This window comes from Streptococcus sp. HMSC071H03, assembly GCF_001813035.1.
GTDB classification, from domain to species: domain Bacteria; phylum Bacillota; class Bacilli; order Lactobacillales; family Streptococcaceae; genus Streptococcus; species Streptococcus anginosus.
The window spans coordinates 26,062-40,817 of sequence record NZ_KV811160.1 but is presented as its reverse complement, the minus strand read 5'-3'; the positions used below and the strand labels follow the sequence as shown (position 1 = coordinate 40,817).

The following is a 14,756-nucleotide window of genomic DNA, read 5'->3' as shown; positions in this document are numbered from 1 at the left end:
AGTTTATAATGTACGATTATCTTATCGTTGGTGCTGGTTTGTCTGGAGCAATCTTCGCACACGAAGCTACAAAACGTGGCAAAAAAGTAAAAGTGATTGACAAGCGTGATCACATTGGCGGAAATATTTACTGTGAAAATGTTGAAGGAATCAATGTTCACAAGTACGGTGCCCACATTTTCCATACCTCAAACAAAAAGGTTTGGGATTATGTCAACCAATTTGCTGAATTTAACAACTATATCAATTCCCCTATTGCTAACTATAAGGGCAGTCTTTATAATCTTCCATTTAACATGAATACCTTCTATGCTATGTGGGGCACTAAGACTCCGCAAGAAGTTAAAGACAAGATTGCTGAGCAAACGGCTGATATGAAAGATGTTGAACCTAAAAACTTGGAAGAACAAGCAATCAAGTTGATTGGTCCAGATATCTATGAAAAATTGATCAAAGGATACACGGAAAAACAATGGGGACGTTCTGCAACAGACCTTCCACCATTTATCATTAAACGTCTTCCAGTTCGCTTGACCTTCGATAATAACTACTTTAACGACCGTTACCAAGGGATTCCAATCGGTGGCTACAATGTCATTATTGGAAATATGCTTGGCGACGTAGAAGTTGAATTAGGCGTTGACTTCTTTGCCAACCGAGAAGAACTGGAAAGCTCAGCAGCAAAGGTTGTGTTTACGGGTATGATTGACCAGTATTTTAATTATAAACACGGAGAGCTTGAGTATCGTAGCCTGCGTTTTGAACATGAAGTTTTGGATGAGGAAAACTATCAAGGAAATGCTGTAGTCAACTATACAGAGCGTGAGATCCCTTACACTCGTATCATTGAGCATAAGCACTTCGAGTATGGAACCCAACCGAAGACGGTCATCACCCGCGAATACCCAGCTGATTGGAAACGTGGAGATGAGCCATACTACCCAATCAATGATGAAAAGAACAATGCTATGTTTGCCAAGTACCAAGAAGAAGCTGAGAAAAATGACAAGGTCATTTTCTGTGGACGTCTAGCAGACTATAAATACTACGACATGCACGTGGTCATTGAGCGTGCTTTGGAAGTCGTAGAGAAAGAATTTACTAAATGACAGAAGATAAGATTGATATCGTGGTTCTCTGGGTTGACGGGAGTGATCCGGAGTTTATCCGTGAGAAACAAGCTGTGACTGGTCAAGTGGCAGATTTGGACCAAGAAATCGACGGAGAGCAGCGTTATCGTGATTACGGGATTTTTAATTACTGGTTTCGAATGATTGAAAATCATGCTCCTTGGGTAAATCGTGTTTACTTAGTCACCAATGGCCAAAAACCGGAATGGTTGAACTTGGAGCATCCAAAACTCAAGTTGGTCACTCATAAGGAGTTTATCCCTAAAGAGTATCTACCTACCTATAATTCAGCGGCTATTGAACTCAACCTCCATCGGATTGAGGGCTTGTCGGAGAATTATTTGTATTTCAATGATGATGTGTACTTGATTAGAGATAGTCAACCTTCGGATTTTTATAAGAATGGGCAACCTAAGCTTTTAGCTGTATATGATGCTTTAGTTCCTTGGTCACCATTTACGAATACTTATCACAATAATGTTGAATTGATTTATCGCCATTTTCCTAATAAGAAGGCACTAAAGTCCTCGCCTTGGAAATTTTTCAATCATCGTTATGGGTATTTAGTTTTGAAAAACTTGCTACTTTTGCCATGGGGGCCAACAGGCTATGTGAATAACCATTTAGCTGCACCTATGAAAAAGAGTACCTTGGCACATTTATGGGACATTGAGGGTGAAACATTAGATAGAACGTCACGAAATAAAATTAGAGACTATGGAGTAGATGTTAATCAATACATCTGTCAGCATTGGCAGATTGAAAGTAATCAGTTTTATCCTATGTCAAAGAATTTTGGAGAGTCGATAGACCTGAATCAAGTGGATCGATTAGAGAGTATCTTTAAAGATAAACATAAAAAACTGCTTTGTGTAAATGATGATGTTGACTCTAAAGAGGAGAATATCATTCGTTTTAAGTAAATATTGAAAGAACGCTATCCTGAAAAATCAGCTTTTGAAAAATGAGAAATAAGAGATGAAATACTATTTAAAAGAAGAATTTTTACACGATAATAATGTTAAAAATGCCGGTAATAAGGCACGTAATGATGTTGAAGAAATTGTAAAGAGAGAAGGTTATCAAGCCTTGGTTCTTTCAGTTGATAATTGGTACGAGATGAGTACACTTAAAGCACAGCTTCATAAATCCAAGGCTTTTGGTCAGGCCTTGGCTCAACTAAAGCAAGGTGATGAGTTATTGATCCAGTTCCCAATGCTTCATCATAGTTTTTTCACAACACATCATGTAAAGAAAGCACAGAAAAAAGGCGTAAAAGTTCATTTTATTATCCACGATTTAGAAGCTCTTCGTTATGTTAATGTTGAGAATTTTCCTTTGAAGCATAAGATTCGAGTTCAAATTCAAGAGTCAGGTCTGCTTGGTGCAGCTGATGGGATTATTGCCCATAATCCTATTATGAAATCTGTTTTGGTAAATAAAGGAGTTGCAGAAGATAAGATTGTGAGTCTTGGAATTTTTGATTATTTGATTCCAAATTTCCAAGAAAAAAGTGGACTGACAAAAGACCAGCCAATCATTGTAGCTGGCAATTTGGCTCAGGAAAAAGCTGGTTATCTTTACTCTCTTCCTGAAGAACCTGCTTATAACCTTTATGGTGTTGGCTTCGACGAGAGCAGAGCTCTTGCGAATGAGACTTACTTTGGGTCCTTCTTACCTGACGAGTTACCAGCAGCTCTTGAGGGTGGTTTTGGTCTTGTCTGGGATGGTGATAGCGCTGAGACATGTAGTGGTGTATTTGGTGAGTACCTTCGCTATAACAACTCGCACAAGGCTTCACTTTATTTAGCGGCAGGCTTCCCTGTAGTTGTTTGGGAAGAGTCAGCACTGGCTCATTTTGTGATAGATAAACAGTGTGGTCTAGTTGTTTCTTCTCTTTCTGATTTAAAAGAAAATTTAGATACCTTGTCAGAAGAGCAATACAAAGAAATGTTAGAAAATGCTAAACAAATTGGTAGTAAACTTCGGCAAGGGCAATATTTGAGGACTGCACTATCAAAATTGAAGTGAGATTGTTATTATGAAGTGATAGTCTTATAAGACAGATTTTAATCATAGGTGGTGCAGGTTATATCGGTAGCTACATAGTAGTGGAATTATTAAAAAGTGGCTATGATGTTGTAGTTGTAGATGATTTTTCAAATAGTTCGCTTCAGGTCTTAGATAGATTAAAAACTATTACAGGTGTGACGGTTCCTTTTTATCAAGGTTCTATTGCAGACAAAAAGTTTATGAGTCAGGTATTTGAGGAAAATCATATTGATGCAGTGATTCATTTTACAGTTTATGAGGCAGTTGGTGAGTTTGTGCAAGAACCATTAAAATATTAGCCAATCTCAAATTTCAACATAGTAAAGTATTTAATCGTAAATGATTATCAAAAAGGTTACTCCCCAACTCCCAAATGTCAAAATTCTTCCCTGAAATGTCACTTTCTAGCGCCCTACCTACCTTTTGGCTCTAAAATGAGACCAGATATGTTTCTTGTCCCGAAACCTCTCCTTTTTGCGCTAAACTAGTGTTAAAGCAAAAAGATTGGAGTTATGATGGAAATTCAAGAAATTTATAATCAATTCAGAGATTACTATGGGGAGCTTGAGGCTGAGTATGCCCATTGTCAAAAGGCTAGCATGGAGTGGGAAAGCCTGCGTCTGCACTATCTGATATACTACCTGATACGCTACGGTATCGGGGAGATGAAGTTTTTTAATGCCTATCATTATCGGGCAGCTTATCGCTGGTATTTGCAGTCCTTGATGCTGAGCTCGGCTTGATATTTAGAGGCTGGGACAAAAGTCCTAGCCTCTAAATTGTCTTTGGATTGTCGAGCAAGACGCAGTGGTTGAGTGTAACCGCCCAATAACAAGGTATATTGAAAAAACGTTCCAAAGTTGATTTGACTCTGGAACGTTTTCTATTTGCACTTTTCCTGAATAGTTTCAGCCCATGGTAAATAAGGGCTCTTTTCTACCATTTTTTCTACCATTTTTCAAGTCTATCAAGGCTTTAAGTAAAAAAAGAGATAAGACAGTAGCTATTCTGAGGTTACTGTCTTATTTTTAACACTTTTTGATCCATAAAATGGCATGCTAAAAAACACCTCATCTGGTATTTTTTGAAACAAGGTGTTACAATAATACGACATAGACAGCCTTATCGATTTTGGGTCAAAGAATAATCGAAAAGTTTGTTATGCGTAATGAGGTAATACATTGTTCGAATGAGACGATGTATAGAGGCAATCGTATGTGGCTTAGTTGAAGCTATTGTCGATTGTCTTTTTCGTTTCTCATAAAAGTCAGCGATATGGCAGGGATTGGTATGACTAGCTGAAGCGATGTTGTGAATGCACTTGAACAAGATTTTTCTGGCATAGGGATTACCTCGTTTAGTGATGTGTTCCTTAGCGAGAAAGTTCCCAGATTCATAGTGTCTCAGGTCAATGCCAATAAAGGCGTTGATTTGATTGGCAGAATGAAATCGACGAATATCTCCCAATTTGCCAATGATAGATGTCGCTGTGGTTTCTGCGATGCCAGGAATTGACCGTAAGATGTCATACTCTGGTAAAGGCTGAGCTAGAGCTACCATGTCGTTTAAGACAACTTGTCTGCGTTCAGAAAGACGAAGCAATTCTTGAGCATAGTAACGAACCTCTTCAAGCATTGGAGAGGTTTTCTTGACCGCACAAAAAGATTGTTTAGCGAGTTTTATAAGTTTATCAGTCAGGTAAGCAATACGCTTTTCAGAGATGCGTTTGGAGGTAGATTGACGGATAATCTCATACAAGTCACTTTGAGATAGGCTTAATACAAACTCTTTACATGGAAAAGCCATCACTAAGTTCCAATATTGCTCTCCAGTTGGTGTGGATAAGAGATTTTCCAATTCAGGAAAGGTGACTTGTAGAACCTTGTGCAGACGGTTTTTAGCTCGAACAAGATCTTCAGTCATATTTTGATAGAAACGGCTTAAATCACGCAGGTGTTGATAAACTTCTTCCTGCACGTAAGTTGGTTTACGATTGTGCACAAGCTGAGATTTAGCCAACTTTTCAGCGTCAATTTTATCTGTTTTACGAACTCGCAGACTGTCCAATTGCTTCTTAGCTTCCAGTGGATTTAGCCGTGTATAAGCGTAACCACATTCCTCAAGAAAAGCCTGAAGACGTCGAGAATAGACGCCTGTGGCCTCAAATATAATCTCAGGGTTATGAATAGTTTTCAAGTCCCCCAACAGGCGATTGAATCCAATGGCATCATTGAGTATGGAGTAGCCATGAACCTTCTCACCGTTGACTAAAATTGCCACCTCAGAACTTGTTTTACTTACATCAATTCCAAATACTGCACGCATGACATTACCTCTTTTGTCTTGAATAATTCCATGTTTTAGTGATTTTATTTTCAATACGCGACGTTTAGCGTCCCACATACTTTGATCAAACTCCACCTAAAACAAGGTGTCTTGCCAGTTTGTCAAGCGACGTCTAGCGCCATAGAGCCCTACGACTTTACAAGACACCACTACTTTAACATAAAGAAAAAGTAGTGAGTACTCTCTCCCGTCGGAGATTTCTTCACTACTAATCTTAGTATGTTTTCTTCTAATTCTTGCAGAAATGATAGAGCTCGGTTTTGAGCTATGAGATTTGATTCGCCACCCGGTAGAGAACTGTCAGGATTTTGCCAAAGTTGCTTGAGTGTAGTTTCAAATGTTTGGTCGGAAACCGACTGACTGCTTAGCTTTCGTTCAATCAATCGCTTATCCAGTTGAATCGGAAGTCCAAAGGTTAGTGCCAAAGGCTCAATCGTTTCAATTGCTCGTTGGTAAGGACTAGAATAAATAGCAGAGATTGGCTTATTCTCTAGTATTTTTAATTGTGAGAGGGAAGCGAGTCCCTTTTGTGACAAAGGGCGTGTCCATTCGTCAGGTGTGTAAGTCGAATGTGCATGGCGGACAAAATAATAGGTGTTGTTCATGTAATCTAGTATATCACAACATGTGAAAATTCTATACATAAGCAAGAAATAATGCTTATTTAAGAAAAATTTTAACTTTGTCTTACGGATAGTTAATAAGAGCTTGGTAAACTTTAATCAACCATTAAAAATAAATCAAAGGAGTAAATAATATGGTTGACAAAAATCATCGTCCAGACAATCAAAGATATACAAGATGGTCGATCCGTCGGTTAAGTGTAGGTGTTGCTTCCGTAGTTGTGGCAAGCGGATTCTTTATTCTCATTAGTAATCCTGTAAATGCACAAGTTGGTTCGCAAAACAAGGTGGTGACAACAACCCCTTCAAATAGTTCGACAGACTTTGGTAAATCCATACTTGATTCGAAAGTAGGGCAAATAGAAAGCCCGTCAGCTGAAAAGAAAGAAACACCAAATACAACAAAAACCTCACAAGACTTGTCTGGCAAAACAATTCAAACACCAGATAAAAAGGTGCAAGAAAAACAAGAAATTACAAAAGAAAACAAAGTAGGCAAGTCCACCGCGGAAGCTGCGAAAAAAATCCAAAAGGCGACAGAAACGGTTATAAAAGAAGCAACTCCAAAAGCCCAAGAAGATCCAACTCTTGCTCAAGCTAAGCAATCTGTAGCGGATAACATCAAAGGTAGTACAGATGTACCAGCTTCCTTCTTACAAAACGCGACCCACCCTGGTCCCTTTACGGCAGGCGTGAACGAAGTCATTCCGTATGAACTCTTCGGTGGTGACGGTATGCTGACACGTCTCTTGTTGAAATCTTCAAATGGCGCCCCATGGTCAGATAACGGCACGGCAAAACACGCTGGCTTACTACCCTTTGCCAACATTCCAAAAGGTAAATATTTCTATCAAGTGTCACTCAATGGTAAGGCAGCCGGCAAACAAGGTAAAGCACTCTTGGATCAATTGAAAGCGAACGGTACACAAAGTTACACCGCTACCGTAACAGTTTATGGTTCAAAAGATGGTAAAGTTGACTTGAGCAATGTGATTGCGACTCGTCAAGTGACGATTAACCTTAATAGTTTGAAATCTAAAGCAGATCCTTCATTAGAACAAGCGAAGAAATCTATTTCAGAAAATATTAAAGAAAGTACGGATGTCCCAGCGTCCTTCTTAAAAAATGCGAACCATCCTGGTCCATTTACGGCAGGCGTGAATGAAGTCATTCCGTACGAACTCTTCGGGGGGGATGGGATGCTAACGCGTCTTCTACTCAAATCCTCAAATGGAGCGCCATGGTCAGATAATGGCACAGCAAATCATGCAGGCTTGCCTCCGTTTGCAGGCATTCCAAAGGGCAAATATTTCTACCAAGTTTCATTGGATGGCAATGCAGCAGGCAAACAAGGTAGGGCACTTTTAGACCAACTGAAGGCCAACGGCACTCATACTTACACTGCGACTGTTAAGGTTTACGGTGCAACCAAAGATGGCAAGGCCGATTTGAACAACGTGATTGCGACTCGTCAAGTAAAATTGAACTTAAATGGCACAACAACAGCGGACCAAATTAAGAAATCCGTCTTAGAAAACATTAAAGAAAGTACAGATGTTCCAGCGTCCTTCTTACAAAATGCGAACCATCCTGGACCATTTACAGCTGGTGTGAATGAAGTGATTCCGTATGAACTCTTTGGTGGAGATGGCATGTTGACTCGTCTTCTGCTCAAATCATCAAACGGAGCACCATGGTCAGATAATGGCACAGCGAATCATCCAGGCTTGTTGCCATTAGCAGGCTTAGGCAAAGGCAAATATTTCTACCAAGTATCACTCAATGGTAATGCGGCCGGCAAACAAGGTAAAGCGCTCTTGGATCAATTGAAAGCCAACGGTACGCACAGCTATACTGCAACAGTCACAGTTTACGGTGCAACCAAAGATGGCAAGGCTGATTTGAACAATGTGATTGCGACTCGTCAAGTAAAATTGAACTTAAATGGCAGAACAACAGCAGAACAAATCAAGAAATCTGTTTCAGAAAATATCAAAGATAAGATTGATGTTCCAGCAAGCTACTTGAAAAATGCAGTCTTTCCTGGACCATTTACAGCCGGTGTCAATCAAGTGATTCCGTATGAACTCTTTGGTGGTGATGGTATGCTGACTCGTCTTCTGCTCAAATCATCAAACGGAGCACCCTGGTCAGATAATGGCTCAGCTAAGCATCCAGGTCTATTGCCACTAGCGGGCTTAGGCAAAGGCCAATATTTCTACCAAGTTTCATTGGACGGTAATGCTGCAGGTAAACAAGACAAAGCTCTGTTAGAACAGTTAAAAGCCAATGGAACACATTTGTATAAAGCGACTGTTACAGTGTATGGAGCAACCAAAGATGGCAAAGCGGACTTGAAGAATGTCATTGCGACGAAATCTGTGACGATTAACCTAAAAGGTGAAAAGAAAGCGGACTCTAAAGGACAATCTCAACAAGGTCAAAATGATCAGGTACAAAACCAAGGTAAAAAAGCAGATCATGACGGAAGCAAGCATTCAAATAAAGGTGGCACACCTTCTGCAACAACTTCAAAAGGTGGACAAGCTACAGCAAGCAAAAAATCGCTTCCTAATACAGGTCAAAAATCCTCTCTTGGCTTGACAGTCCTAGGACTTCTTGGATTAAGTGCAGCAGCTATTTTAGCACTTGTTGGCATGAAACGCAGAGAAAAGAAGTAATTCTCGCATTTGTGAGCAATAACGCTTGAATCAAGTATAGAAATAGTGTTATACTTTTTCGTGGTATAACACTATTTTTCACAATAGAGGTAAGAAAATGACGAAGAGAATTTTGTTAGTAGATGATGAAGTAGAGATTACCGAGATTAACAAGCGTTATTTAACACAGGCAGGTTATGAAGTCAATGTGGCGCATGATGGGCAGGAAGCTTTGGAGCTTTTTAAGAAATATCCGACTGATTTGATTGTCACCGACATTATGATGCCCAACATGGACGGGTATGATTTGATTGGCGAAGTGCAGTATCTTGCTCCGGAGCAACCTTTCCTTTTTATCACTGCTAAAACATCTGAACCGGATAAAATTTATTCCCTCAGTATGGGAGCGGATGATTTTATTACCAAACCTTTCAGTCCGCGGGAGTTGGTGTTGCGGGTGCATAATATCTTGCGGCGCATTCACCGCAGTGTGGGAGCAGATGAAAAACTCCAACTAGGGGATTTAGAAATAAATCATGCAACGCGCGAAGTGACAGTGCACGGACAATCGTTGATGATGACCATTAAATCTTTTGAGTTGCTATGGATTTTGGCCAGCAATCCTCAGCGGGTCTTTTCTAAGACAGAATTGTATGAGAAAGTCTGGCAAGAAGATTTTGTAGATGATACAAATACGTTGAATGTTCACATTCATGCCTTGCGGCAGGATTTAGCTAAGTTCAGTACTGAAAAAACGCCCACAATTAAGACCGTCTGGGGCTTAGGGTATAAGATAGAGGTTTAAAATGAAATTAAAACACTTTATTATTGTTGGATACCTCATTTCCACAACGATCACGGTTGTTGCAATCATCTGGTCTGTCAACACCATGCTGATTTCAAAAAGTGATATTTATTTTATTATTGGTATTAGCATTCTAGCTAGTATTACAGGGGCATTGGTTAGCCTTTTGCTGTTGAGCCGCGTTTTCCTCTCTTTGGATAAATTAAAACAGCTCATAAAAGGAATTTCTGACAAGAAGTTTGCAACAGTAAATGATATAAAAAATCCAACTGAATTTAAAGAGCTGGCAGATGCTTTTAATAATATGTCAAGAAACTTGCAAAGTACCTTTACTTCGTTGGAAGAAAGTGAGAAGGAAAAGGGTTTGATGATTGCACAACTATCGCATGATATCAAGACTCCTTTAACTTCCATTCAGGCAAGCGTGGAAGGAATGCTAGACGGTGTGATTGCGGCAGATGAGCAGCAGTATTATCTCAAAACCATCAGTCGGCAGACCGATCGGTTGAATAAGCTGGTCGAGGAGCTAAGTTTTATCACTCTGAATACGATGAATCAGCCAGATGTACCGCTTGAAAAAGAAGAAATTTTCCTTGATAAGCTTTTGATTGATATTATGTCGGAGTTCCAATTGGTGATTGATAAAGAAGACCGAGATATTCAGATTTCGGTGCAGCCAGAATCAGCAAAAATCGTGAGTCATTATGATAAGCTGTCACGGATTATTCTCAATCTGGTCAGCAATGCTTTTAAGTATTCAGAAGCAGGCACTAAGCTTACTATTGATGCGGCGGTTGACAATAAGCGCTTGACTTTAACGGTGGCAGATGAAGGTCAGGGCATTAAGTCAGAGGATTTGGAGAAAATATTTAAACGACTTTATCGGGTAGAATCTTCTCGCAATATGAAAACTGGCGGGCACGGTCTAGGGCTCTATATTGCACGTGAATTGGCACGCCAATTGGGTGGTGATATTTTCGTGCAAAGTGAGTATGGACAAGGTAGCAGTTTTTCACTTGTATTAGATTTATAAAATGAAAGTGAGATAGACTAGAAAAATGAACATTTCGGGTTATCTCATTCTTTATTTTTATTAGTTAGTTTGCAATCTTTGAAAAATCCGATATTTCCTACTGCATGGCATATGCTCCGAAGGATGTCCAAAAAGCGGCGACGTATGTAGTGGATCACTTTGCAGATGCGGTGAAACATTTGGAGAAATTGTTGTATCAAAATATATAAGGGATTAAGAAATTTTTCTTAAGTCTTTTGCGTGCGGTCATTATCCTTAATCAGAAAATTTCTTTGGTTTCATGGTATAATAAGTCTATGGAAAATAAGAATAAATTACTATTGATTGACGGCTCGTCCGTTGCTTTTCGTGCTTTTTTTGCACTGTATAATCAAATTGACCGTTTTAAGAGTCCGTCTGGGCTTCACACTAATGCCATTTACGGCTTTCATCTTATGTTGAATCACTTGATAGAACGTGTACAGCCGACTCATATCTTGGTGGCATTTGATGCGGGGAAGACCACCTTTCGGACAGAGATGTATGCTGATTACAAAGGTGGTCGAGCTAAAACGCCGGAGGAATTTCGTGAGCAGCTTCCTTTTATCCGAGAAATGCTGGATAAGTTAGGTATTCGTTATTACGACTTGGATCAGTATGAAGCTGATGATATTATTGGAACTCTGGATAAAATGGCTGAAAACACGCCTGTACCCTACGATGTGACAATCGTGAGCGGAGACAAGGATCTAATCCAGCTGACCGATGATAATACTATTGTGGAAATTTCTAAAAAAGGTGTGGCTGAGTTTGAGGAATTCACACCAGCCTACCTCATGGAAAAAATGGGAATTACACCCACACAATTTATTGACCTTAAAGCTCTCATGGGGGATTCTTCGGACAATATCCCTGGTGTGACGAAAATCGGTGAGAAAACGGGACTCAAGCTCCTCTTGGAATATGGCTCTCTGGAAGGCATTTATGACAACATTGACCAAATGAAGCAGTCTAAGATGAAGGAAAATCTCATCAATGACAAGGACATTGCTTTCTTATCTAGAACACTTGCCACCATTGACACTCAAGCTCCGATTGAAATCGGTTTAGAAGATATTCTCTATCGAGGATCAGATATTAAACAACTAGGTAGATTCTATGATGAAATGGGCTTTAAACAATTTAAGCAAGCGCTGGAAGCGGAAGTAGAGCCAGAAGAGGCGGCTGACATTGCTTTTGAGGAAGTGACGGAAGTCCGTCCAGAAATGCTCAGTAAAGATGATTTTTTCTACTTTGAAATGTTGGGGGACAATTACCACATAGACGAGATGGTGGGCTTTGCGTGGGGAAATGCACAGCAGATTTATGCCAGTCAGGACATCAACCTCTTGCATCAACCAGCTTTCAAAGAATTTTTGGAAAACACAGCCCTCAAGGTTTATGATTTTAAACGCTCCAAGGTCTTGCTCAGTCGCTTAGGCATTGAGCTTTCGCGACCTGCATTTGATAGCCGTTTAGCTAAGTACCTTCTTTCAACCGTTGATAACAACGAAATCGCAACAATTGCTGGTCTTTATGGCAAGACCAAACTCGCCGAAGATGAGGCGGTTTATGGGAAAGGCGCTAAGCGGGCACTGCCTGAAAAAGCTATTTTATTGAGCCATTTAGCCAGAAAAGTCACAGTTCTCGTTGAAACGGAAAAGCCTATGACAGACTTGCTGCGCCAGCATGACCAGCTTAATCTGCTGTACGAAATGGAGCAACCTTTAGCCTTTGTACTAGCTAAAATGGAAATTGCTGGTATCAAGGTAAAGCGCGAAACATTGCAAACCATGCAGGCTGAAAATGAGGTGCTTCTTACCCAACTAACGCAGGACATCTATGAGCTTGCTGGCGAGGAGTTTAACATTAACTCACCTAAACAGTTGGGGGGCATTCTCTTCGAAAAATTAGGTTTGCCAACGTCTTTTACTAAGAAAACCAAAACGGGCTATTCTACGGCAGTAGATGTATTGGAACGTTTGGCACCAATCGCGCCAATTGTGGAAAAAATTCTGGACTATCGGCAAATTGCTAAGATTCAATCAACCTATGTCACGGGACTACAGGACTGGATTCTAGCAGACGGAAAGATTCACACTCGCTATCTTCAAGATTTGACTCAGACAGGACGCCTATCAAGTGTTGACCCTAATCTGCAAAATATCCCAATCCGCCTAGAGCAAGGTCGCTTGATTCGGAAAGCTTTTGTGCCAGAGTGGGAGAATAGTGTCTTACTTAGCTCTGATTATTCGCAAATTGAGCTGCGGGTTTTGGCGCATATTTCAGGTGATGAGCATCTGATTGAGGCATTCAGACATGGGGCAGATATTCACACTTCAACAGCCATGCGGGTTTTTAATATCGAAAGACCAGAAGATGTGACACCAAATGACCGCCGCAATGCCAAAGCTGTCAACTTTGGTGTTGTTTACGGAATTTCTGACTTTGGACTTGCCAACAATCTGGGGATTAGCCGTAAGGAAGCGAAGTCCTATATTGATACTTATTTTGAGCGCTATCCTGGAATTAAGAATTATATGGAAAATGTGGTACGAGAGGCTCGAGATAAAGGCTATGTAGAAACTCTCTTTCACCGTCGTCGGGAGATCCCGGATATTAATTCTCGTAACTTCAATGTCCGAGGATTTGCAGAACGGACAGCTATCAACTCACCGATTCAAGGATCGGCTGCAGATATTCTCAAAATTGCAATGATTCGACTGGACCAAGCTCTGATAGATGGGAATTTTAAAACCAGAATGTTGCTGCAAGTTCATGATGAAATTGTGCTAGAAGTGCCCGAAAACGAACTGACCGCTATCAAAGCGCTGGTCAAAGACATCATGGAATCTGCCATTGAACTTTCTGTTCCCTTGAAAGCGGACGAAAGTGCGGGTAAGACCTGGTATGAAGCAAAGTAAAAACAAGGTGCTAAGTTCATAAGGACAACGAGAGGTTCTTGTGTCGTTCGGCTTCTTAATGGTTATAACTGTGTTTCGGATTCAAAAGGATCAGCATGACTCACAATACATAAAAATTACGGAGAAAATTTTATGACCTATCATTTCAAAAATCCCAGCGATGGAATTGTCAAACATTATTTAGAAAACAGCAAGGTGATTGCAGTTGTTGGTTTGTCAGATCGCGAAGAGGCAACCAGCCACCGTGTATCCAAGGAGATGCAAGAACGGGGCTATCGGATTATTCCGGTCAATCCGCGAGCAGCCGGCGGTCAGATTTTAGGAGAAACCGTCTATGCCAGTCTCAAGGACATTCCTTTTTCGGTGGATATTGTTGATGTCTACCGTCGCAGTGAGTTTTTGCCAGATGTGGCGCGTGATTTTCTGCAAGTGAATGCTAAGATTTTCTGGGCACAATTGGGCTTGGAAAATGAAGAAGCCGAGCAAATCCTTCGTGCAGTTGGGCACGATGATATTGTCATGAACCGCTGTATCAAGCAGGAGCATACCCGTCTGATTTTAGGAGGGTAAATTCCAACGTTGGTGATATCAGAGGTAATTCTGGTTCAGGAAAAACGAGTCTGGCAAAGAAATTGCAAGAGTATTATGGACGAAGGACACTTGTCATTTCTCAAGATGTCGTTTGCCGTGACATGCTAAAAGAAAAAGTCGGGCCGGACAATTTGTCAATCTCTTTGACGGCAACCATTGCCCGTTATGGCTATGAGCGAGATTTGTTGGTTATCGTTGAAGGATTTTATGAAACAGACATTTACAGGCAAATGCTAGAAGAACTGCGTGACCTCTTTTATCCAAAAGTTCTGTCTTACTATTATGATTTGACTTTTGAAGAAGCGGTTCGCCGCCATCAAACAAGGAGCAAGAAAGTAGATTTCAGTCCAGCTGACATGAAACGTTGGTGGAAAGAATGTGATTTCTTAGGTTGGGAAGTAGCAACTTTTACAGATCAAGATTCGCTGAAAGATGCCTTTCAAGAAATTTCTAAAAAAATCAATTTGTTCTAAAAAATTAAGTTTGGTTTAAGCTAACTTGGTTATACTATATTTATCAAATGAAGACCTCCTAACTTTGTTTGATAGAAATCCTAAACTTTTTCATAATAATC

At 40.3% G+C, this 14,756-nt stretch carries 12 protein-coding genes and 1 pseudogene; 11 read left to right on the top strand and 2 right to left on the bottom strand.

Annotation, left to right across the window (positions count from 1 at the left end):
* The first annotated feature begins 8 nt into the window (after positions 1-8).
* The 5 genes and pseudogenes from glf to comW all read left to right on the top strand — a co-directional run bounded on the left by glf (position 9) and on the right by comW (position 3,925).
* Positions 9-1,109, top strand: coding sequence for a UDP-galactopyranose mutase (glf, locus tag HMPREF2887_RS04635; protein WP_021002182.1), 1,101 nt, complete (start codon positions 9-11; stop codon positions 1,107-1,109).
* Complete coding sequence (locus tag HMPREF2887_RS04630; protein WP_021002181.1) at positions 1,106-2,053, top strand: stealth family protein; 948 nt, start codon at positions 1,106-1,108, stop codon at positions 2,051-2,053. Before glf ends, HMPREF2887_RS04630 begins: the two co-directional genes overlap by 4 nt.
* 55 nt (positions 2,054-2,108) lie before the next feature.
* Positions 2,109-3,161, top strand: a complete 1,053-nt coding sequence (locus tag HMPREF2887_RS04625) for a glycosyltransferase (RefSeq protein WP_021002180.1) — start codon at positions 2,109-2,111, stop codon at positions 3,159-3,161.
* Between the two features lie 26 nt (positions 3,162-3,187).
* A pseudogene (locus HMPREF2887_RS04620) lies at positions 3,188-3,478 on the top strand (SDR family NAD(P)-dependent oxidoreductase); the annotation flags it as partial.
* Between the two features lie 216 nt (positions 3,479-3,694).
* Positions 3,695-3,925 carry a sigma(X)-activator ComW gene (gene comW / locus HMPREF2887_RS04615; protein WP_003026583.1) on the top strand — a complete coding sequence of 77 codons (231 nt, stop codon included), beginning with the start codon at positions 3,695-3,697 and terminating at the stop codon, positions 3,923-3,925.
* A gap of 379 nt (positions 3,926-4,304) precedes the next feature.
* Here comW and HMPREF2887_RS04610 read toward each other — a convergent pair whose 3' ends face one another.
* Both HMPREF2887_RS04610 and HMPREF2887_RS04605 read right to left on the bottom strand, forming a co-directional pair.
* Positions 4,305-5,507 carry an IS110 family RNA-guided transposase gene (locus HMPREF2887_RS04610; RefSeq protein WP_148131493.1) on the bottom strand — a complete coding sequence of 401 codons (1,203 nt, stop codon included), beginning with the start codon at positions 5,505-5,507 and terminating at the stop codon, positions 4,305-4,307.
* A gap of 170 nt (positions 5,508-5,677) precedes the next feature.
* Positions 5,678-6,133: a histidine phosphatase family protein gene (locus tag HMPREF2887_RS04605; protein ID WP_041784064.1), complete on the bottom strand. Its 456-nt coding sequence runs from the start codon at positions 6,131-6,133 to the stop codon at positions 5,678-5,680.
* Between the two features lie 152 nt (positions 6,134-6,285).
* Between HMPREF2887_RS04605 and HMPREF2887_RS04600 the strand changes: the two genes are divergently transcribed.
* The 6 genes from HMPREF2887_RS04600 (at position 6,286) to HMPREF2887_RS04575 (ending at position 14,655) form a co-directional block, all read left to right on the top strand.
* Positions 6,286-8,832 (top strand): SSURE domain-containing protein, encoded by a 2,547-nt coding sequence (locus tag HMPREF2887_RS04600; RefSeq protein ID WP_084740748.1) that lies wholly within the window; start codon positions 6,286-6,288, stop codon positions 8,830-8,832.
* Between the two features lie 97 nt (positions 8,833-8,929).
* Positions 8,930-9,616 carry a response regulator transcription factor gene (locus tag HMPREF2887_RS04595; RefSeq protein WP_021002177.1) on the top strand — a complete coding sequence of 229 codons (687 nt, stop codon included), beginning with the start codon at positions 8,930-8,932 and terminating at the stop codon, positions 9,614-9,616.
* Position 9,617: 1 nt separating this feature from the next.
* Entirely contained in the window at positions 9,618-10,649 is a 1,032-nt protein-coding gene (locus HMPREF2887_RS04590) for a sensor histidine kinase (RefSeq protein WP_003040501.1), read from the top strand.
* Positions 10,650-10,945: 296 nt separating this feature from the next.
* Positions 10,946-13,591 (top strand): DNA polymerase I, encoded by a 2,646-nt coding sequence (gene polA / locus HMPREF2887_RS04585; RefSeq protein ID WP_057489832.1) that lies wholly within the window; start codon positions 10,946-10,948, stop codon positions 13,589-13,591.
* 132 nt (positions 13,592-13,723) lie between these two features.
* Positions 13,724-14,161: a CoA-binding protein gene (locus HMPREF2887_RS04580; protein WP_021002175.1), complete on the top strand. Its 438-nt coding sequence runs from the start codon at positions 13,724-13,726 to the stop codon at positions 14,159-14,161.
* A 17-nt stretch (positions 14,162-14,178) separates the two neighbouring features.
* Positions 14,179-14,655: a kinase gene (locus tag HMPREF2887_RS04575; protein WP_041784063.1), complete on the top strand. Its 477-nt coding sequence runs from the start codon at positions 14,179-14,181 to the stop codon at positions 14,653-14,655.
* Positions 14,656-14,756 lie beyond the last annotated feature (101 nt).